At 70.3% G+C, this 19280-nt stretch carries 19 protein-coding genes; 3 read left to right on the plus strand and 16 right to left on the minus strand.

The genetic code is table 11. The annotated features are described in order from the left end of the window. Positions 1 to 8 precede the first annotated feature (8 nt). The 12 genes from pssA to ABT340_RS24920 form a co-directional block, all read right to left on the minus strand. The gene (gene pssA, locus ABT340_RS24865) at positions 9 to 845 is read right to left on the minus strand and encodes a CDP-diacylglycerol--serine O-phosphatidyltransferase (RefSeq protein WP_352013210.1); all 837 of its coding nucleotides are present in this window, start codon (positions 843 to 845) and stop codon (positions 9 to 11) included. Further along, positions 832 to 1506 carry a phosphatidylserine decarboxylase gene (locus ABT340_RS24870; protein ID WP_352013211.1) on the minus strand — a complete coding sequence of 225 codons (675 nt, stop codon included), beginning with the start codon at positions 1504 to 1506 and terminating at the stop codon, positions 832 to 834. The genes pssA and ABT340_RS24870 overlap by 14 nt, the downstream gene beginning before the upstream one ends. Before the next feature lie 100 nt (positions 1507 to 1606). Next, complete coding sequence (locus ABT340_RS24875; RefSeq protein WP_352013212.1) at positions 1607 to 2626, minus strand: TerC family protein; 1020 nt, start codon at positions 2624 to 2626, stop codon at positions 1607 to 1609. 222 nt (positions 2627 to 2848) lie between these two features. Next, positions 2849 to 3955, minus strand: coding sequence for a glycosyltransferase family 4 protein (locus tag ABT340_RS24880; protein ID WP_352013213.1), 1107 nt, complete (start codon positions 3953 to 3955; stop codon positions 2849 to 2851). Further along, positions 3948 to 5651 carry a murein biosynthesis integral membrane protein MurJ gene (gene murJ / locus ABT340_RS24885; RefSeq protein ID WP_352013214.1) on the minus strand — a complete coding sequence of 568 codons (1704 nt, stop codon included), beginning with the start codon at positions 5649 to 5651 and terminating at the stop codon, positions 3948 to 3950. Before murJ ends, ABT340_RS24880 begins: the two co-directional genes overlap by 8 nt. Beyond that, positions 5651 to 6514 (minus strand): hypothetical protein, encoded by an 864-nt coding sequence (locus tag ABT340_RS24890; protein ID WP_352013215.1) that lies wholly within the window; start codon positions 6512 to 6514, stop codon positions 5651 to 5653. The genes murJ and ABT340_RS24890 overlap by 1 nt, the downstream gene beginning before the upstream one ends. Before the next feature lie 5 nt (positions 6515 to 6519). Continuing rightward, positions 6520 to 7485, minus strand: a complete 966-nt coding sequence (locus ABT340_RS24895; protein WP_352013216.1) for a copper transporter — start codon at positions 7483 to 7485, stop codon at positions 6520 to 6522. After that, positions 7482 to 8693 carry a putative cytokinetic ring protein SteA gene (steA, locus tag ABT340_RS24900; protein ID WP_352013217.1) on the minus strand — a complete coding sequence of 404 codons (1212 nt, stop codon included), beginning with the start codon at positions 8691 to 8693 and terminating at the stop codon, positions 7482 to 7484. The genes ABT340_RS24895 and steA overlap by 4 nt, the downstream gene beginning before the upstream one ends. A gap of 165 nt (positions 8694 to 8858) precedes the next feature. Beyond that, positions 8859 to 10571 carry a DNA repair protein RecN gene (recN, locus tag ABT340_RS24905; RefSeq protein WP_352013218.1) on the minus strand — a complete coding sequence of 571 codons (1713 nt, stop codon included), beginning with the start codon at positions 10569 to 10571 and terminating at the stop codon, positions 8859 to 8861. A gap of 90 nt (positions 10572 to 10661) precedes the next feature. Further along, positions 10662 to 11567, minus strand: coding sequence for an NAD kinase (locus ABT340_RS24910; RefSeq protein WP_352013219.1), 906 nt, complete (start codon positions 11565 to 11567; stop codon positions 10662 to 10664). A gap of 25 nt (positions 11568 to 11592) precedes the next feature. Continuing rightward, positions 11593 to 12411 carry a TlyA family RNA methyltransferase gene (locus ABT340_RS24915; protein ID WP_352013220.1) on the minus strand — a complete coding sequence of 273 codons (819 nt, stop codon included), beginning with the start codon at positions 12409 to 12411 and terminating at the stop codon, positions 11593 to 11595. Further along, positions 12408 to 12581: a hypothetical protein gene (locus ABT340_RS24920; protein ID WP_352013221.1), complete on the minus strand. Its 174-nt coding sequence runs from the start codon at positions 12579 to 12581 to the stop codon at positions 12408 to 12410. Before ABT340_RS24920 ends, ABT340_RS24915 begins: the two co-directional genes overlap by 4 nt. A gap of 351 nt (positions 12582 to 12932) precedes the next feature. On the opposite strand from ABT340_RS24920, the gene ABT340_RS24925 reads away from it, so the two are divergent. After that, positions 12933 to 13280, plus strand: coding sequence for an SCP2 sterol-binding domain-containing protein (locus tag ABT340_RS24925; protein WP_352013222.1), 348 nt, complete (start codon positions 12933 to 12935; stop codon positions 13278 to 13280). A gap of 29 nt (positions 13281 to 13309) precedes the next feature. Here the strand turns inward: ABT340_RS24925 and ABT340_RS24930 are convergent, their stop codons facing one another. After that, positions 13310 to 14329, minus strand: a complete 1020-nt coding sequence (locus ABT340_RS24930; RefSeq protein WP_352013223.1) for an HAD-IIA family hydrolase — start codon at positions 14327 to 14329, stop codon at positions 13310 to 13312. Positions 14330 to 14354: 25 nt separating this feature from the next. After that, the gene (locus ABT340_RS24935; RefSeq protein ID WP_352013224.1) at positions 14355 to 14696 is read right to left on the minus strand and encodes a tetratricopeptide repeat protein; all 342 of its coding nucleotides are present in this window, start codon (positions 14694 to 14696) and stop codon (positions 14355 to 14357) included. 207 nt (positions 14697 to 14903) lie between these two features. On the opposite strand from ABT340_RS24935, the gene ABT340_RS24940 reads away from it, so the two are divergent. Next, positions 14904 to 16250, plus strand: coding sequence for a DUF1015 family protein (locus ABT340_RS24940; RefSeq protein WP_352013225.1), 1347 nt, complete (start codon positions 14904 to 14906; stop codon positions 16248 to 16250). Between the two features lie 26 nt (positions 16251 to 16276). On the opposite strand, the gene ABT340_RS24945 is transcribed toward ABT340_RS24940, so the two are convergent. Beyond that, the gene (locus ABT340_RS24945; RefSeq protein ID WP_352013226.1) at positions 16277 to 16831 is read right to left on the minus strand and encodes a single-stranded DNA-binding protein; all 555 of its coding nucleotides are present in this window, start codon (positions 16829 to 16831) and stop codon (positions 16277 to 16279) included. Between the two features lie 162 nt (positions 16832 to 16993). On the opposite strand from ABT340_RS24945, the gene ABT340_RS24950 reads away from it, so the two are divergent. Beyond that, positions 16994 to 17869, plus strand: coding sequence for an MBL fold metallo-hydrolase (locus ABT340_RS24950; RefSeq protein ID WP_352013241.1), 876 nt, complete (start codon positions 16994 to 16996; stop codon positions 17867 to 17869). A 51-nt stretch (positions 17870 to 17920) separates the two neighbouring features. Here ABT340_RS24950 and ABT340_RS24955 read toward each other — a convergent pair. Further along, the coding region (locus ABT340_RS24955; protein WP_352013227.1) for a hypothetical protein at positions 17921 to 19280 on the minus strand (1360 nt) is incomplete at its 5' end.

A 19280-nucleotide genomic window follows, 5' to 3' on the forward strand; every position in this document is an offset into this window, starting at 1 on the left:
GGCGGCCGTCACAGGGAGGACAGCTCGGACTCCCGGCGTTGCTCCCTGCGCTTCTCCCGCTTGAACATGAGCACGCGCAGCGGGATGGCCGAGACCATCGCTATCTGCATGATCGCGCCGACCTTGATGAGCGTGTCACCGCCTGCCAGGCCCGCGGCCCAGATGGTCAGGCAGGCCACGTTGATCATCATCCAGGCCAGGACCGCGGCCGCCAGGTTGCCCTTGGGCTTGGGGTACTCGATCCGGCTGACCATGAGGTAGGCGATCCCGAAGATCGGCAGCACCGTCCAGATCGACGGTGCGAACAACATCACGACCGAGACCACGGTCATGGCGCCCATCGGGATGGGCAGCCCCATGAAGTCACCGCTCTTGGTCTTCACGCAGGCGAATCTGGCCAGCCGGATGACCCCGGCCAGCAGCACGGACCCCGCGGCGGTCATCACCAGCGGGAAGGGCACCTGGGGGGTGAATCCGGCCCAGATGACCACCATGAACGCCGGGGCGAACCCGAAGCTGATCACATCGGCCAGGTTGTCCAGTTCGGCGCCCATCGCCGAGGCGCGGAACTTGCGCGCGACCAGACCGTCGAACAGGTCACAGGTCGCGCCGATCAGCAACAGCACCACGGCGGTGCCGAAGAACCGGGGGTCTGCGGCGAAGGGCTTGTGCTCCTGCAGCGCGCGGATCGCCGACCAGGCGAGCACGCAGACCGACAGGAAGCCGCACAGCGCGTTGCCGAGGGACAGCGAGTCGGCCGCGGAGAGCCGGAAGGCCTTGCCGACCGGCCCCCTCGGCTCCTCGTCCGTCTCGTCAAGAGGCCAGCTCGCGTCAGCCGTGGTCAAGGCCGGTCACCCCCGCGACAGTCCGTTGGCCGACCGAGACCGCGGGCTCGATCCCCTCGGGCAGGTAGACGTCCACCCGGGAACCGAGCCGGATGAGACCGATGCGCTCGGCTCTGGCCACCTTGGCTCCCACGGTCAGGTAGGGGATGATGCGCCGCGCGACGGCACCGGCGATCTGGACCAGCTCCACGTCGCCGACCTCGGTCGCGAAGTGCCAGACCACCCGCTCGTTCTTGTCGCTGTCCTTGTTGAACGCGGGAACGAACCCTCCGGTGACGTGCTCGATCGAGGTCACCGTACCGGCCAGCGGGGCACGGTTGACGTGCACGTCGAGCGGGCTCATGAAGATCGCCACACGGGTGCGGCCGTCCGGCCACGGGTCGATGCTCTGCACCACGCCGTCCGCGGGCGACAGGATCCGCGCCGTACCCGGCGTGCGCTCGGGGTCCCGGAAGAACCAGAGCATGCCACCGGTGAGTACGGCCAGCGGAGCCGCCGCCAGCGCCCAGCGCCGGTCACGACGGCTGAGCAGCGAGGTCGCTGCAGTGGCGGCCACGGTTGGGAGCAACCACGGGGAGACGCCACGCGCCAGCCGTACACGGCCCGGCTTATGGCTTGCTGAATCGTGGGACACAGGAAACCTTTTGATGTCTTGCGGCATTAGACCGGTATTGTCTGCCTGCTCTCCGGCAGGATGCTACCCGTCTCTCAGCCCTGGTACGGCGTAACGAGACAAGCAAAGCGCGTCACAAGCCAATCCGCTAGCCCTGGTCGGCGCTCGCGGCGGTGGTGATGTGCTCGCCCTCGCGTGCGTCGCGGCGGGCCTTGATCAGGCTGGCTCCGGTAGTGATCACCATGGTGACGCCGATGACCGACAATGACAGCCAGATAGGCACCTCGGGTGCCCAGGACACGCCGCTGGAGTGCAGCGCCTCGGCAATCAGCTTAACCCCGATGAAGCCGAGGATGAACGCGAGACCGTAGCTGAGGTAGGCCAGACGCTGCAGCAGGTCGCCCAGCAGGAAGTAGAGCTGACGCAGTCCCATCAGCGCGAACGCGTTGGCCGTGAAGACGATGAAGGCGTCGGTCGTGAGGCCGAAGATGGCGGGAATCGAGTCGAGCGCGAAGAGCAGGTCGGTGGTGCCGATGGCGATCATCACGATGAGCAGCGGGGTGACCATGCGCCTGCCGTCCACCTTGACGAGGACCCGGGAGCCGACGTAGTCGTCGGTGTGGGGCAGCGCCCTGCGGGCCCAGCGCAGCACCAGGTTCTCCTTGACCTCTTCCTCCTCGTCCTGGCCGTGCTGGCGGACCAGCTGCACCGCGGTGTAGATGAGGAACAGGCCGAACACGTAGAACAGCCAGCCGAAGCTGGACAGCGCGGCCGCGCCGACGGCGATGAAGCCGCCTCGCATGACCAGGGCCATCAGGATGCCGACCAGCAGCACCTTGTGCTGATAGATCTTCGGCACCGCGAAGCGGCTCATGATGATGTAGAAGACGAAGAGGTTGTCGACGCTCAAGCTGTATTCGGTCAGGTAACCCGCGAAGAACTGGCCCGCCGAGGTCGGCCCGGCGAAGATCCACAACACCACACCGAAGATCACCGCGAGCGTCACATAGAAGCCGACCCAGAAGCCGGCCTGCCGCGGGGAGAACTCCCGGGGTTCACCCCGGTCGACGATCCACAGGTCAAAAGCAAGAATGACCAGCAAACCACCAATAACGGCGATCCAAGCCCATACGGGAATAGTCACAACAAAACCTCCGGCGGCGCGCATGACTGACAGCCGGAGGTCTCTCCCGCCCGTGCGTAACCAAGCACGAACCGACAGCCCCGGGGGCCCCGTGGAGTGAGGCAACACCGTGATGACGAGACTGTCACGAAGGGATACTCCCCCCCTAACCAAACCAGTATAGATGCCGGGCCTGGCAGTGCCCAATTCGGCGGTGGGTTCCACAAGGATGTTCCCACGGCGGACCGCCGCCTGCCATGGGATCCTTCAGGTAATCCCTCCCCGATCCCCACGTAGATCGCCGTAGACCTCCCGCACCGCCTCAAGGGCCTCAACCGCACCGGGCAGCTCACGGCCTCGCCGTACGGCCGCCTCTCTCAGGGCCGTGGCCAGGCCGCCGTCGGCGAGCAACCTCCCGACCGCCCCGCGCAGCGCGACGGCGTCGCCGTACGGCACCAGCAGCCCGGCGTCCCCGACCATCGGCGGGATTCCGCCGACCGCGGTGGCGATCACCGGTGTGCCCGCCCGCAGGGCCTCCTGCACCACGAGCGGCTGGCCCTCCCAGCGGCTGGGCACCACCAGGGCTCCGGCGACGGTGAGCAGGTCCCCGATGTCCTCCCGGTTCCCGAGGAGCCTGACGGGCAGGCCCTCCCGGGCGACGCGCTCCTCAAGCGGCCCGCGCAACGGCCCGTCCCCGGCGACCAGGAACACCGGTCCCTCGGTGCTCTCCTTCCCTGCGAAGGCCGAGGCGACGTCCAGGAGGGTTTCCAGCCCCTTCTGCTGGGCGAGCCTGGCGACCGTCAGCAGGACGGGCCGCCCGCCGACGCCCAGTTCCGCCCTGACGTCCTGGACCGATCGCCCCGATGGGGGCAAGGCGGGCGCCGGGACGACGGCGGCCGCGACGTTCCGGGCGCCCAGCCCGGTCATCCGCTCGCCCAGGTCCGGGGAGACCACCAGGATCCGGTCCGCCAGCCGGGCGACGATCCGTTCGAGCAGGGCGTAAACCGTGCCGACCGCCCCGCCCGCCGTCGCGGCGTTGTGCAGGGTCACCACCAGACCTGTCCCGGTCCCGGCCAGGGCGAGCGCGGCCAGCGCCCCGGCCCGCAGCCCGTGCGCGTGCACGACGTCCGCCCCCCGCAGCCCCCGCAGCACCCGTACGGCCCGCAGGTCGTGCAGCGGGCGCGGCCTGTCGGAGATCGGCACGGGCAGAAAGACCGCGCCGAGCCGCTCGAAGGCGAAGACCTCCCGGGTACCCGGTGGCCCTGCGACGACCACCCGATGTCCCTCGCGGGTCAGGCCCTCGGCCAGCATGGCCACGTGCCGCCCCACACCGCCCGTGCTGGTTCCCAGCACCAGCGCCGTCCGCTCACTCATCGGCACCGTTCCTCTCTCGTGACTCCTGCGGGTCCCGGGAGCCCTGAGAGTCTTGAATGTCCTGAGAGCTTCTGGAGGGCGCCCGCCTGAACCGCGCCAGCAGCATCCGGGCGTCCGGTCCGTCGATCACCGAGGCCACGACCGCGAACGCCACGCAACCCGCCGCCGCGGCGCCCAGCCCGACCGGGACGCACATCCACTTGGAGACGTTCTGAAAGGGCGTGACGACCGCCAGTCCCGCCGCCCAGGCCGCCCCGCCACCGGCCACGGCGACCAGCAGTCCCCGCCAGGCCCCGTGCAGCGCCGCCGTCCCCCTGGCCCGCAGCACGGCGAACACCAGCAGGATCCCGCCCACGGTCATGCCGACGGTGCTGCCGAGCGCCAGGTCGCCGACCACCTCGGTCCGCTCACCCGTGGCCCCGGCCAGCAGGATCTGCGCCACCAGCGCCGCCACCCACCCCGCGACGGAGGCGATCGCGGCCGACCTGCCCCGGCCGCAGGCGTACAGCACCCGGGCGAGGTGGAACATCAGCGCGTATCCCGCCAGGCCCGGCGCGAACAGCACGACCGCCCGTGCCATCTCCGCGGGATCACCGCCCGGGGTCCCCTGGAGGAACACCCGGGCCACGGGCACGGCGACCGCCGCCATCACCCCGGCCGCCAGCCCCGTGACCAGCAACACGACCCGGGTGGTCGAGGCGGTGAGGTCGTCGAACCCGGCCAGGTCCCCCTCACCCGCCCGCGTGGCGAGCACAGGGAACGAGCTCGTCGCGATCGGCACCACGAGCACCGCGAAGGGAAGCTGGTAAAGCGCCCAGGCGTATGTGTAGACGCCCGTCGCCCCCGCCCCGCCCAGGTCGTTGGCCAGGCGGACGACCACGGTCAACGCGATCTGCTGCGCCACGAGGACCGCGACGCCCGCGGTCGCGAGCCGCCGGGCACGGGCGGCGACGCCGGGCGGGAAGGACAACGACGGCCGCAACCGCAACCGCAGCCGGGCCACTGGACCGATCACCGTGACCACCATGGCCGCCGCGGCGACGGTCGCGCCGAGGGAGAGCGTCAGCTGCCCCGCCGTGGTGAGGGCGGAGAGGTCGTGTGCGGCGTCACCGCCGAGTGGCTGGAAGACCAGGTAGGAGCCGATGATCAGCAGACTGGACACCAGCGGCGCCAGGGCGGGCCCCATGAAGCGCCGGTGGGCCTGGAGCACACCGTAGAGGATGACCGCGAGCCCGAAGAAGATCATTCGAGGGGCGAAGACGACGAGCATGTCCGTGCCCACCCCGATGACCTGACTCACGTCGCAGTCGCCGACGTCGCCGACCAGCAGAGTGACGACCGGCCCCGCGAAAGCGGCGATGAGCAGCGTCAGCGGGACCAGTGCCAGCAGTACCCAGGTCAGCAGTGCCGAGGTGGTCCTGCCGACCTCGGCCCTGGCCTCGGGATCGGTGGCGGACCTGGAGGCCGCCGAGGCCAGGACCGGAACCACCGTCCCGGCCAGCGCGCCCCCCGCGACCAGTTCGAAGACGATGTTGGGAACGTAGTTGGCGGTGTTGTACGCGGTGCTCAGGCAGAGGTTGCCGACGGTCTGGGACTGAACGAGATAGCGGCCGAACCCCGCCACCCGAGCCACGACGGTCACGATCCCGATCAGGAGCGCCGCCCCCGCGACCCCCTGGCCGATCTTCCTGATCATCAGTCGGCGGGCGCCTGCTCCACGGGACGACGGCCGAGCATGTCGATGCGGTTGAGCACCGGGTTGGCGGCGATGACCCTGGTGAAGCTGATCCGCTCCGAGGCCGCGGTGAGCGCGACCACGGTGCCGAGCACGGCGAGGCGGCCAGGCCTGCCGAGAGTCGTGGCCGCCGCCAGGCCCACCAGCGCGCCCAGGGCGTTCGCCCCCGCGTCTCCCAGCATGGCCCGCTCGCCCAGGTCCTCGGGCAGCAGCGCGAGCGCCGCGCCCATGGGCAGCGCGATCAGAGCCGCCGGGACCGGGTCGCCACGGCGCAGCCCGGCCGCCAGCAGGGGAACCCCGGCCAGCAGGCCCACCTTGATCGCACGTCCCGGCCTCAGGTCGAACAGGTTGGCCAGGTTGGCCGAGCCCGCGACGAGCGCCCCGTCGACCACGACGTCCACCGGGCCGCGGGCGGTCAGGGCCGCGGCGGCCAGGCCCGTCACGCCGATGCCGACCAGCTTCACGGCACCGCTGGTGATCTCCCCCTTCGCCAGGGCGTTCAGATGCCCTCTGAAGCCCTTCGAGGAGGTCGCGCCGTACAGATCGTCGTAGGCGCCCAGAGCACCGCTTCCCGTCACGGCGAGCAGCACGGCCGCGCGGGTCCTCACGGGCAGCCCGGGAAGCGCCGCGGCGGCCGCGGCGGCGCCTGCGGCGAAGGCGGGCCCTTCGAGCAGGGTGATCGGCTCGCCTCTGTGATTGGTCCTCTCCCAGGTCTCCGCGTCACCGACCGGTGGCCTGCGGCTGAAGGCCGCGTAGGCGAGCCTGGCGGCGGCCGCTCCGGCGAGGGCGCCGGCCAGGGCGCCGAGAAGAGCGCGACGAGCCATGGGGTTCATCCTCCGGAGGTGGGCGTGGGGACGGCGGGCGCGCTGGGCTCGATGGCCGAGACGCCGGGGCCCATGCCGTACTGGCCTGAAGAGCCTGACAGTTGTTCCCGCAGAGCGTAGACCACCACGACCCTGCCCGCGGGCATATCGACGTTGTCCACGGTGGAGACCTTCTCCGCGGCGACGGTGTCCTCCCGCAGCGCGGCCAGGGCGCCGCCTGCGGCGCTGCTGTTCAGCGGACCGGCCAGCACCGTCCCCCGGCCCGCCTCGTCGAGCGCCGTGGCCATCGAGACCACCGCGGCCGACTGCGCGCCGGCGGTCTCCCCTGCGTACGGCTCGGCCGGGCCGATCACCAGGGCCAGGTCGGCGCGTTTGGCCGGCTGCTCCGCGACGTTGATCAGACCGCCGCGCTGGAATGCCTCAAGGACTCCGGTCGCGACCGGGTTCGCCTTGCCGACCTGCGCGGGGTCGCCGGTCACGATCGCGTTCGCGAGCACCGCGGCCGCCTTGTCGTACGGCGTGTCCTCGGCGGTGAAGGTCATCTCAACCGGCTTGGCGTCGGTGGCCAGCCTGTCGACGACGTCCGACTGGGTCGCGTCGAGGTATTTGTCGGTGAGGGTGACCCGGCCGCTCACGATCGCCCCGGACTCGGTGACCACCTGCTGCACCGCCTCGCGCATGCTCACCGAACTGCCGGGGGCCTCGACGATGACGACGCGCTCACCGGCGAGCGTGTCGCGCACGAGCCTGGGGGTGTCGGCCGTGACGAACGCGTCGTTGGCGGCGTTCTGGCCCTGCACCGTCTTCAGCTCGGCGCGCAACTCGTTGTTGCTCAGTCTGAGCTGGTTGGCCAGGGTCTCCGCCGTGTCGATGGCGGGCTCCTTCAGCAGGGTCGTGCCCAGCACGATGCCGACGGAGAGCGCGAGGAAGATCGCGACGATGGAGACGAGGTGATAGCGGAAATCGATCACGAGAAGAGTCCGACCAACCAGAAGATGAAGCCGTTCCAGATGTCGCGGACGCTGTCGAGCCAGATCTTGCCCACCGGGGAGACGATGACGGCCAGCCCCATGGTGATCAGCGTGGTGGCGACGAGCAGGAGCAGAGACGGAGTAGAGATCCGGCTGCGGTAGAGCCGGCTGACGCCCTTTGCGTCGATGAGCTTGCCCCCGACCCGCAGCCGGGTGAGGAAGGTGCTGGCCATGCCGGAGCGGCCCTTGTCGAGGAACTCGACCAGCGTCGCGTGGGTGCCGACCGCGACGATCAGATCGGCGCCCTTGTCGTCGGCGAGCAGCATGGCGATGTCCTCGCTGGTGCCGATGGCGGGGAAGACCACGGCGCTGCAGCCGAGCTGCTGCACCCGTTCGAGACCCGGTGCCCTGCCGTCCCGGTAGGCGTGCACGACCAGCTCGGCCCCGCAGGTCAGGGCCTTGGTGGAGACGGAGTCGAAGTCGCCGACGATGATGTCCGGCACGTAACCGGCCTCCAGGAGGGCGTCCGCGCCGCCGTCGACCCCGATCATGATCGGGCGGTACTCCCGGATGTAGGGGCGCAGGACGGCGATGTCCTCCTTGTAGTGGTAGCCGCGCACCACGATGAGAACGTGCCGCCCCTCCATGACGGTCGCGATGTCGGGGACGCCGACCCCGTCGATGAGCAGGTCGCGCTCGCGCCTGACGTACTCCATGGTGTTGGCCGCGAACGCCTCGATCTGGACGGTCAGCCCGGCCCTGGCCTCGACCATCGCGGCCTCGATCGACTCGGCCGACTGCACGTCGCCCTTGGCGACCACCTCGTCGTCGAGGTAGACGACGCCCTCGTGCACCCTGACCAGGTCGCCGTCCTTGACACGGTCGAAGATCTCGGCGGTGGCGTTGTCGACGAACGTCACGCCCGCCTCGACGAGGATCTGCGGACCCAGATTGGGGTAACGGCCACTGATGCCCGCCGCGACGTCGATAACCGCCGCCGCACCGCACGCGACAAGCGCCTCCGCGCTCACCCGGTCAACGTCAACGTGATCGATAATCGCGATTTCCCCGGCCTTGAGGCGCTTGGTCAGCCTCTTGGTCCGCCGATCGATTCTCGCCACTGCCGTCACCCCGGGAAGGTCCGTGGCCTTCCTGCGGCGGAGGTAACCGTTGAGCCTGCGTTGAAGCTCGTCCGTCGGCACCTTCATCACGCCCATCCTGCCAGAGGGAAAGACCGGCCGAGCCATGCGGTTGACGGTGTGTCAGATTCGTCACTGAAGATCCCCACGCGGCCCCGCCCCCTGAGCTATCCGAAAGACCTCCCGTTATTCCTACCTCGCCGGCGTCGGTGGCCGGGCCTTCGCGCGACGGGTTCAGGCCTTGTCCGCGGCGGCGATCGACAGAAGCTCCTCCGCGTGTGCCCTGCCCAGTTCGGAGTCCTCAAGCCCGGCGAGCATCCGGGAGAGCTCTCGCGCCCGGCCGTCCTTGTCCAGGGCGACCACACCGCTGCGTACGACGCTGCCGTCGCTCGCCTTCTCCACCACGAGGTGCTGGTCGGCGAAGGCCGCGACCTGGGGCAGGTGAGTGACGACGATCACCTGTGCGGTGCGCGCCAGGCGTGCCAGCCTGCGGCCGATCTCCACCGCGGCCTTGCCGCCGACCCCCGCGTCGACCTCGTCGAAGACGAACGTCGGGACGGGGTCGGCACCGGCGAAGACGACCTCGATGGCGAGCATGACCCGGCTCAGCTCGCCGCCGGAGGCGCCCTTGTTCAGCGGCAGCGCCGGCGAGGCGGGGTGCGGGGCCATGCGCAGCTCCACCTCGTCGATCCCGTGCGGCCCGAACTCCGCCGCGGCGGTGATGACGACGGTCACCCTGGCGTGCGGCATGGCCAGAGCGGTGAGCTCCTCGGTGACGGCCTGTCCGAACCGTTCGGCGGCGGCCGTCCTGACGCGGGTCAGCTCGGCGGCCAGTTCGGTCAGCCTGCCGGTGAGCTCCTCGTGTTCGCGGGCGAGTTCGCCGATCCGCTCGTCGTCGCCCTCCAGCTCGGCGACCCGCGCCGCGGCCTGCTCGGCCCAGGTGAGCACGACGCCGGTGTCCTCGCCGTACTTGCGCAGCAGGTGGTTGAGCACGGCCTGCCGTTCCTGCACGGCCGCAAGCCGAGCCGGGTCCGCCTCGACGGACTCGGCGTAGGAGGCCAGCTCGGTGGCCACGTCCGAGATCAGGTAACCCGCCTCGGCGAGCCGGTCGGCGATCCCGGCGAGCACCGGGTCGAACTCGCGGACCGCCTCGACGGCGGCTCGTGCCCGTCCGACCAGGGTGACGGCGTCCTGCATCTCCCCCTCGCCGGACATCGGGTCGCCGAGCAGCGCGCCGTGCGCGGTCTCGGCCGCGCTCCTGAGGGAGTCGGCGTGGGCGAGTCTCTCCCCCTCCTCACGCAGTTCGGTCTCCTCCCCACGTCTGGGGTCGGCCTGCTCGACCTCCTGAAGCCCGAACCTGAGCAGGTCCGCCTCCTGGGCGCGTTCCCTGGCCCTGTCGGTGAGCTCGGCCAGCTGGTCGGCGACCTGCCTGTGCCGTTTGTAGGCCTGCTCGTAGGAGCGCAACGGCTTGACCAGTTCCTCGCCCACGTAGCGGTCGAGGGCCGCGCGCTGGCGTCCCGGCTGCAGCAGCCGCTGCTGGTCCATCTGGCCGTGCACGGCGACCAGATCCTCGGCCAGGTAGGTGAGGGTGCCGACGGGCACGCTCCGCCCACCGAGCCAGGCCCGGCTGCGGCCCTCCGCCGAGACGGTGCGGGAGATGATCAGCTCGCCGTCCTCGACCTGGCCGCCCACGTCCTGCACCTGCTGGGCGACCCGGCCCGCCGGATCGACCACGAGAGTGCCCTCGACCGTCGCCCTGTCCGAACCGGGCCGGACACGGGCCGGGTCCGCCCTGCCTCCGAACAGCAGCCCGAGACCGGTCACAACCATGGTCTTACCCGCACCCGTCTCGCCCGTGAGCACGGTGAACCCCGGCGAGAGCACCAGGACGGCCTCGTCGATCACACCGAGCCCTTGGATGCGGACCTCCTCGACCCTGGGTCGCACTGGTCCCTCCCGTCACATCGAATTCACCGAACATCAGTGCGGTGCGCGGGCACGATCCTACGCGTTCGGGACGACCACCGCCCGGACGATCTAGGCTCGCGTCCGGCCGCGCCACCCCTGGACGGGAAGGTCGAACTTGGCGACCAGCCTGTCGGTGAAAGGCGCCCCGGTGTCCTCGATCCCGTGCAGACGCGCCAGCCGTACGGGGAGGTCGGCTCTGCGGACCTCGACGCGCGCCCCGGCGGGCAGGTCGAACCGGCGGCGCCCGTCGCACCACAGCACCGCCCCCGCCGTCGCGGGCTGGACCTCCAGCGCCAGCGTCGAACGGGGCGAAACGACCAGCGGCCTGGCGAACAGCGCGTGGGCACTGATCGGCACCAGCAGCATCGCCTCAACCTCCGGCCACACCACCGGGCCGCCCGCGGAGAAGGCGTAGGCGGTCGAACCCGTCGGCGTGGCGCAGATGACCCCGTCGCACCCCCAGCGCGACAGCGGCCGTCCGTCGACCTCGGCGACCACTTCGAGCATCCGCTCGCGTTTCTCCACCGTGGCCTCGTTGAGCGCCCACGTGTCGGCCAGCAGCTGCCCGTTGAGGCGGGCGGTGACCTCGACGGTCATCCGCTCCTCGACGTCGTAGCGGCCCCGCACCACGGAGTCGACCGCGTCCGAGAGGTTCTCGACCTCCGCCTCGGCCAGGAAGCCGACGTGCCCGAGGTTGACGCCGAGCAGCGGCACCCCCGCCGGACGGGCCAGTTCGGCAGCCCGCAACAGGCTGCCGTCACCGCCCAGAACGATCATCATCTCGGCGCCGTGTACCGCCGTCTCACCCGCGGGCGTCACCTCGACGCCCGCGCACGCGATCGACTCGGCCTCGGCTCTCAGGACACGGACGGTCAGCCCGGCCTTGACCAGCCTGCCGATCACCAGACGGGCGCTGTCGACGGCCGCGCCCCGCCCGGTGTGGGCGGTGACCAGCACGGTGCGCTTGGCAGTCATGTTCCACTCTCCCGGAGGGCGGGCACTACTGGGGACCTTCCGCGACCGCGCGCCCGATCTCGGCCGCGACGTCCGCTACCTGTGGCGGGCCTTCTCCCCGGCCCAGCCAGATGACGTACTCGACGTTTCCCGAAGGGCCGGGCAGCGGACTCGCGGTGACACCCCGCACGGTCAGGCCGAGCGCCCGCGCGCTGTCGGCGACGTCCTGTACGGCCTGGCCCCGCAGCACCGGGTCCCTGACGACCCCGCCAGCGCCGACCCGTTCCCTGCCGACCTCGAACTGGGGTTTGACCAGCATCGCGAAGTCCGCCCGCTCCGCGGCGCAGGCGACCAGGGCGGGCAGCACCAGACGCAGCGAGATGAACGACAGGTCCCCGACGATCAGCGTGGGCGGCTGCCCGACCATCTCGGGGGTCAGGTCCCTGACATTGACCCGCTCCATGACCGTGACCCGCTCGTCGGTCCGCAACGACCAGGCCAACTGGCCGTAGCCGACGTCGACGGCCAGCACGTGCGCGGCGCCGTTGCGCAGCAGCACGTCGGTGAAACCCCCGGTCGAGGCTCCCGCGTCCAGGCAGTGGCGTCCCTCGACGGTCAGCCCCCGGGGGCCGAAGGCCTCAAGGGCGCCGAGCAGCTTGTGCGCCCCCCGCGAGACGTAGTCGGGGCCCTCCGCGGCCTCGGCGACCACGATCGCGGAGGCGGTCTCCACCTGGGTGGCCGGTTTGGCGGCCACCTGGCCGCCGACGGTGACCCTGCCCGCCTCGATGAGCTGGGACGCCTGTTCGCGGGACCTGGCCAGGCCGCGCCGTACCAGTTCGCTATCGAGGCGTGTTCGGCGGCTCACCGGTGCTGGTCCGCGGTGCCGTCCGCCGCGGCGAGTGCCTGTTCGAGCCCGGCGAACACCTCCTCGAACACACTCGCGTGCGCGGAGACAGGCGTCGTACCCAGCCGGGCCAGCCCGCCCAGCGCCGTGTCGACCCGCTCCTCTCCGGTCTCCCCCGGCAGGTCCGTCATGCGCCCCCCATCGAAAGCCGTTCCCCGCCGGCTCGGCGGCCGGCGTGGTGGTCGCACGGGAACGGATCCACACCGCCCCGTGTCGCCTTGACCGTATCGGAAGCCGTGCCGCGCGTCGCATCGGCCACTCACCGACCGAAGTGGGCGGTCCGCGAACTACTGTACGTGTCTCGCCCGTTGTCACCTTGATGGAACGGAAGGCCGCCCGCGCGTACCCTCACGTCATCCAGGAACACCGTGTCGGGAGGCTTCCCGCACGCACCGGATCACGTGCCACATCGATGTGGAACGCTACCGTCCGTAGAGACGACAAGGAGTTCGGGCCGCCCGGACAGAAGGGAGCGCCAAACGATGGCGACCGTCGACGAGTGCCGGGTGGCACTGCGCAAACTCGGCGAGCAGTTCGACGAACTCGACCAGGAGAGCCGCGCCAGGCACGTGGTCGACCGCAGCATCAGCTGTCACATCAGCGACCTGGGGGTCACCTTCTACGGCCGCATCCACCACGGAGGGCTCGGCCCCTTCGACGACCTTCCTCCGGGTGACGCCAGATCCGCGAACGTGAAGCTGACCATAGGCAGTGACGACCTGATCGCCCTGGTCAACGGTGAACTCGACATGGGGCGCGCGGTGTTCGGCGGCCGTGTCAAGATCGATGCCAGTTTCGGCGACCTGATGCGCCTGCGTAAGCTCCTGTGAGCCGTCACGGCCCCCGGTTTCGGGACGTCTCACCCGGGTGAGGACGTCCGGCCGGAGAGCGGGGAGCCGAGGACGGCCTTCACGGCGTCCTCGTCCGCCCGGCCGGCACCGGCCGCCTCCCACGCCGCGGCGCAGGCCGCCCTGAGGCCGTCGACGGGGTCCCCCTCCCCCTCCAGCCTGAGACGGCCCTCCTGCCAGCGGGCGTTCCACCTGCGGCAGGACCAGCCGTCTCCGGCCCGTCGCACCTGAGGGTAGGGCAGGTGCAGAGCCGACAGGTCCGCCGCGACGTACGAGGGCCTGTGCTCGGGTGGCGCCGTCAGCAGGTCCAGCGGAGTGGTCACGCCTGTCAGCACGAGCAGCCCGTCGACCCCGGCGTTGGCCGCTCCCTCGATGTCGGTGTCGAGCCGGTCGCCGACCACCAGGGGCCGCTTCGAACCGGTCCGCAGGATCGACTCGCGGTGCAGTGGCGGCTCCGGCTTTCCCGCGACGATCGGCTCGGCCCCGGTCGCCGTGGCGATCACCCTGATCATCGCGCCGTTGCCCGGGACCTCCCCGCGTCCCGTGGGCATGGTCGAGTCCGCGTTCGCGGCCACGAACAGAGCCCCCTGCCGTACGGCCAGCGCCCCCTCGGCCAGCAAGCCGTAGGAGATGCCGTGGGCCATGCCCTGCACCACCGCCGCCGGGTCTTCCAGGGCGGTGCTGACCGGACGCAGCCCATGGGCGCGTACGGCGTCACGCAGACCCATCCCGCCGACGACCAGCACCGCGGCACCCGGATCGACCCGTTCGGCCACCAGTCTCGCGGCGGCCTGAGCCGAGGTGACCACGTCATCGGGCGTGGCGGGAGCGCCGAGCGCGCTCAGGTGCTGGGCGATCGCGCGAGGAGTGCGTGAGGCGTTGTTGGTGACGTACGCGAGCCGTACGCCGCGTTCCACCGCCTCACGCAGCGCCTCGGGAGCCCCCGGCACGGCGTCGGGCCCGAGATACACCACCCCGTCGAGATCGAGGAGAAGAGTGTCATAGGGGTCGATCAACGTTTGCGTGTCCACCCGCCCATTCCATCACCCGCGGGAATCACGCCCGGCGGGCGCGTAGCGTCGCCCGGACGCTCTTCAGGGCCGACACGTAGTGCCGCTGGTCGGGACGCATGGCGACGGCGATGGCAAGGGGCTCCTGTGCCCCCTCCATGTCACCGGTCCGCCACAGAGCGAGCCCGAGCCCGAAATAGGCGTAGTCCTCGGCCGGGTTCGCGTCGATGATCCATCGGAAGCTGTCGGCGGCGTCGGCGTACTGTCTGGAGTTGAACTGGGCACGGGCGAGTGCCTCGCGAATGCTTCGCGACTCCGGCTCCGCGTCGGCGGCACGTTCCAGCAGCGCGGCGGCCGCGGCCGGACTGCCCTCGCCCAGCAGCTTCATCCCTCGTTGAAACCATTCATAGACGTCCCCGACCGGAGCGCCCGTCTCGGGGTTGGGGGAATCAGACGGACCGCTACGTCCTTGGACCATGCGTTAGGCCTCCTTCATCGACAGACGACAGATCTGACCGATCCCCTGACGGACCCGGGTACCGCATCACCGAGGCGGCCCCTGGACGTTTCAGGCCTTTATGGCAGCATGCCCTATATGGCGAATCCTGAACTGCCGATACACGACGGGCTCGTGCTTCGCCCGTTCCGTGGCGTACGGTTCACGGTCGGCAATCCCGCGGAGGTGACCTCTCCCCCCTACGACCTCATCGAGGAAAACGGCGTTCAGGACCTGCTCACCTCACATCCCAACAACGTGGTGCGGCTCATCCTTCCCGGAGCCGACCGCCACCGGTACGCCGAGGCACGGCAGACCCTGGACGCGTGGCTCTCCTCCGGGGTGCTGGCCGCCGACGAGACGCCGGCCGTCTACGTCTACGAGCAGGATGGCCCCGGGGTCCTGCAACGCGGGCTCATCGGCGACGTCGGCCTGGCCGAGCCGGAACAGGGTGTCATCCTGCCGCACGAGGACGTGATGCCCGGCCCGGTCGCCGACCGCCTGGCCCTCATGCGGGTGACCGAGGCGAACCTGGAGCCAATCTTCCTTCTCTACGAGGGCGCGGGAGGAACCGCCACCCGTCTTGTCGACCGGATCGCCGCCGACCGGTCGCCCCTGGTCGAGGCATGGACCCAGGACGGGGTCAGGCACCGGCTGTGGGCCGTCACCGATCCGGAGGAACTCTCCGGCATCAACGCCGACCTCCGTTCCCGCCAGGCCCTCATCGCGGACGGCCATCACCGTTACGCCACCTATCTCGCCCTTCAGCGCGAACACCACGCCGCCTCCGGCTCTGCTCCTTCCTCTTCTGCGGGCACCGCTTCCCCGATGAACAGCTTTCCGCCGGGCGCGAGCACACAGGACCAGCCCGTTGAGCCGGGACCCTGGGACTTCGGTCTGGCTCTTCTGGTGGACTCCGACTCCTATCCGCCGAACCTGCGGGCCATCCACCGCGTCATCCCGGGTCTGCCGCTTCGGGAGGCCGTGGACCGAGCCGGGCAGGCCTGGAAAGTCCGCCGGCACACCGACCTCACGGAGGGGTTGGCGGCCCTGGCCCAAGCGGAGGAACCCTCCTTTCTCCTGTCGGACGGAGACGACACGTATCTGCTCACCGACCCCGACCCCGTGCGGCTCGGCAGCGCCATGCCCGAACATCGCTCCGCTCGATGGCGCGCACTGAACACCGCCGTCCTCGCGGAGTTCGTCCTGCCCGGACTCTGGGGACTGCGGGACGACGAACAGACGGTACGCATCGTGCACCACGACCCCGCGGCAGCCGTACGGCTCGCGCGGGTGAGCGGGGGAACGGCCGTGTTGCTCAACCCGTTGACGGTCGACGACGTGCTCGCGGTCGCGGCCCAGGCGGAGCGGGTGCCGCGCAAGTCCACTTCCTTCGGCCCCAAACCCCGCACGGGACTGGTGTTGCGCGTGCTGTCCCTCGGCTGAGGCTCCGTACGGAAGAAGACTCCCGGTCAGCCACCATCCGATCGGCTCATGCCCGTTACCAGACGGGCCCGCCCCGCTCTCCTGGCCCCGGGAAAGGACACCGGATCTACGCCCTCCGGGGGGCGCCCAGGCGAGGCCGGTTCGTGAGCGCCCTTCGTAAGAGCGGCCCCGCCTTCAGACGCCTGCCCCGGAGCCGCCGACGACGTGATCACCGGCGTGGGCTGCTCCGGGCCGGAAACTCCGCCCTCTTTTCCACCTGCGGGCTCGCCCGGATGCCCGAGACGTCTGGCCGAGCGGACCTCGACCTCGTAACCCGACGACTTCGAACCCTCACTTCCCCACCAACGGCGACGCAGTGCTCCCTCCACCTCCACCATGTCGTCGGCGAGCCATTCGGCTGCGGTCACGGTGACCTCAGGCTCGAACGACGCGCACGGAATGGTGTCCACCTGGCCTCCTCTGCCACGGCGCTGCCGTCTGACGATCATCCGCCAGGTGCCGAGCGTGCCGCCGCTCTGCAGTGACCGGATGCGCACCGCCTCGGGCAGTCGACCCACAAGTGTGACCTCGTTACGATCCATCGAATCCTCCTTCGATCTCTGCCGACCGAGGACCACTCTTTACGATGTGAGCTGTGCCGGAACGACTAGAACGCCGTTCTGGGGATAACCGTTCCAGTTCTGAGGTGGCCTGTGGACAACATCACCGCTCTCGGCGGAGAGGTCTATGAGATCGACACAAGGATGGCGGGATACTCAGGTATCACGGCTGGATACCTGATTCTGGGAGATCGTCCCTGTCTGGTGGAGACAGGAACCGCGACCTCCGCTCCCGTGGTCCGCGACGCCCTCGCCTCCCTCGGCGTCGGCCCCGGTGATCTCGCGACAATCGTGGTGACGCACATCCATCTGGACCACGCCGGTGGGGTCGGCGATCTGGCGGGGTTCTATCCCGAGGCGGAGATCGTGGTTCATGAGAAAGGCGCCAGACACCTCGCCGACCCCTCCCGGCTGATGGCCAGCGCGAGAATGGTGTGGGGTGACAAGCTGGACGTCCTGTTCGGCGAGATGTCCCCGACCGAGGCTGCGAGAATCCGCGCGCTCGGCGACACGGGAAGCGTCGACCTCGGCAACGGCCGTACGCTCAGCAGCCACTACTCGCCGGGCCACGCCAAACACCATGTGGGACTGATCGACTCGGGGACCGGCGACCTGTATGTCGGCGACGCCGCCGGGGTCTACCTGCCGCAGACCGGAGATCTGCGTCCGGCCACTCCCCCGCCGGACTTCGACCTGCGGACCGCGCTGGACTCGATCGCCCTGTTCGAGGCGTTGGGCCCGCAGCGGCTACTGTTCAGCCACTACGGGCCCGTTGACGACGTCCAGGAGACTCTGGAGCGTTCCGCCGAGGAACTACGCGTCTGGGTGGACCTGACCCGCCAGGCGCACTCCGCCGGTATGGATCTGGACCACGCCGTGGCGATGGTCAGGGAACGCACCCGGGAGAGATACGCGGCACTACAGGCCGACGACGCGACAGCCGAACAGTTCGAACTGCTCAGCGGCGCTCCGTCCAACGTGGCGGGGATCATCCACTGGCTGGACCGCGCCCAGCCGTGAGACGACGTCCCGTCCCGGGCGGGCAGGCGCCTCACCCGGGACGGGTACGGGTCACTTCTTCTTCTCGTCCTTGGTGACGTCATCGTCGTCGTCGGCCGGAGAGTCACCGAGCGTGTCACCGAAGTCGGGCTCGATGAAGGCAGGACCGACGCCGGGCTCGATCCGCTCCGTCACCTTGTCCTCCTCGCCCTCGGGCTTGAGCTCGGCCTCGCCGAGGAGCGGCTCTCCAGCGGCGAGGTCGCCCACAGGCTCAAGGTCCTGAAGGTCGTCCTCAGCCTCGATCTCCGCGTCGAGGACGGCGGCGTCGTCGATCATGACGGTCTCCACGACGATTCCCTCGTCCTCCGCTTCGGGAAGGTCGGCCACCTCGTCGGCGTCCAGCCCTTCGAGGTCGAAGTCCTCGTCGTCCTCAAGATCCTCGATGTCGTCGATGATCGTTCCGGTCAGCTCCGCGTACCGCTCGGCCGCGTCGGTCTCGCCGTCCTCGTCGAAGGCCATGGCACGGCCGAACCACTCGGTGGCGGCCTCCTCGTGCCCCGCGTCGGCGAGCGCGTCGGCGTAGGCGAAGGCGAGCCTCGCCGACCAGGGGTGCGGACGCGTGTCACGCAGCTCAGGCAGACGCTGGAGGGTGATGACCGCGGCGTCCTTCTGGTGAAGGTCACGACGGGCACCGGACTCCACGATGGCGAGCTCGATCTTGCCGGCCCTGTCGAGACGCTCCGCCTCCTTCGAACGGGCCAGGTCCAGCGCCCGCTCAGGACGACCGAGTCCCCGCTCGCAGTCCGCCATGACCGGCAGGAAGGAGTCGGAACCCGTCATGCGACGGGCGGCGCGCAGGTCGCTGAGCGCCTCCGCGAAGTGCCCAGCCCGGTAGGCGGCGATACCGACGGCCTCGCGGACCACGCCGATGCGGGCCGCGAAACGACGAGCCACCTTCGTGTGCTCGTAGGCCTGCTCGGCCTCGTCCTCCCCGAGGGCCCGCTCCGCCGCCACGAGGTGGCGGGAGACCAGGTCCGCGAGGTCGAGCGGGAGGGAACTCAGCTCTTCCCTGACCTCCTTGTCAAGCTCCTCGGCGGTGATGTCGGGAGCCATCGCAGGCAGTTCCTCGCGCGCGTTGGCCGGGGCCTCGCCGCGCTCGCCGGGCTCCTGGTTCCTGCTGTAGCGCGTGCGGGAACCCTCACCTTCGCCGCGGAACGCGCCGCCCCGGTCACCTCGGTCGCCTCGGTCATAGGAAGGCCTGTCACGGTCACCGTAGGGACGGCGCTCGCCACCACCACGGTTGTCACGGTCACCATAGGGACGGCGCTCACCGCCACCGCGGTCGTCGCGGTAACCACCACCGGGACGGTCGTCACGGTTGAACGGACGACGATCCCCCCCAGGACGCGGACCACGAGCCTGGTCACGATCG

It is taken from the genome of Streptosporangium sp. NPDC000239 (genome assembly GCF_040300765.1).
Classification (GTDB): domain Bacteria; phylum Actinomycetota; class Actinomycetes; order Streptosporangiales; family Streptosporangiaceae; genus Streptosporangium.

Coding starts and splice junctions, on each gene's coding strand:
- ABT340_RS24870 (WP_352013211.1), bottom strand. CDS start 1,506: ATGCCGCAAGACATCAAAAGGTTTCCTGTGTCCCACGATTCAGCAAGC.
- ABT340_RS24875 (WP_352013212.1), bottom strand. CDS start 2,626: ATGCGCGCCGCCGGAGGTTTTGTTGTGACTATTCCCGTATGGGCTTGG.
- ABT340_RS24880 (WP_352013213.1), bottom strand. CDS start 3,955: ATGAGTGAGCGGACGGCGCTGGTGCTGGGAACCAGCACGGGCGGTGTG.
- murJ (WP_352013214.1), bottom strand. CDS start 5,651: ATGATCAGGAAGATCGGCCAGGGGGTCGCGGGGGCGGCGCTCCTGATC.
- ABT340_RS24890 (WP_352013215.1), bottom strand. CDS start 6,514: ATGGCTCGTCGCGCTCTTCTCGGCGCCCTGGCCGGCGCCCTCGCCGGA.
- steA (WP_352013217.1), bottom strand. CDS start 8,693: ATGAAGGTGCCGACGGACGAGCTTCAACGCAGGCTCAACGGTTACCTC.
- ABT340_RS24910 (WP_352013219.1), bottom strand. CDS start 11,567: ATGACTGCCAAGCGCACCGTGCTGGTCACCGCCCACACCGGGCGGGGC.
- ABT340_RS24920 (WP_352013221.1), bottom strand. CDS start 12,581: ATGACGGACCTGCCGGGGGAGACCGGAGAGGAGCGGGTCGACACGGCG.
- ABT340_RS24925 (WP_352013222.1), top strand. CDS start 12,933: ATGGCGACCGTCGACGAGTGCCGGGTGGCACTGCGCAAACTCGGCGAG.
- ABT340_RS24935 (WP_352013224.1), bottom strand. CDS start 14,696: ATGAAGCTGCTGGGCGAGGGCAGTCCGGCCGCGGCCGCCGCGCTGCTG.
- ABT340_RS24940 (WP_352013225.1), top strand. CDS start 14,904: ATGGCGAATCCTGAACTGCCGATACACGACGGGCTCGTGCTTCGCCCG.
- ABT340_RS24945 (WP_352013226.1), bottom strand. CDS start 16,831: ATGGATCGTAACGAGGTCACACTTGTGGGTCGACTGCCCGAGGCGGTG.
- ABT340_RS24950 (WP_352013241.1), top strand. CDS start 16,994: ATGGCGGGATACTCAGGTATCACGGCTGGATACCTGATTCTGGGAGAT.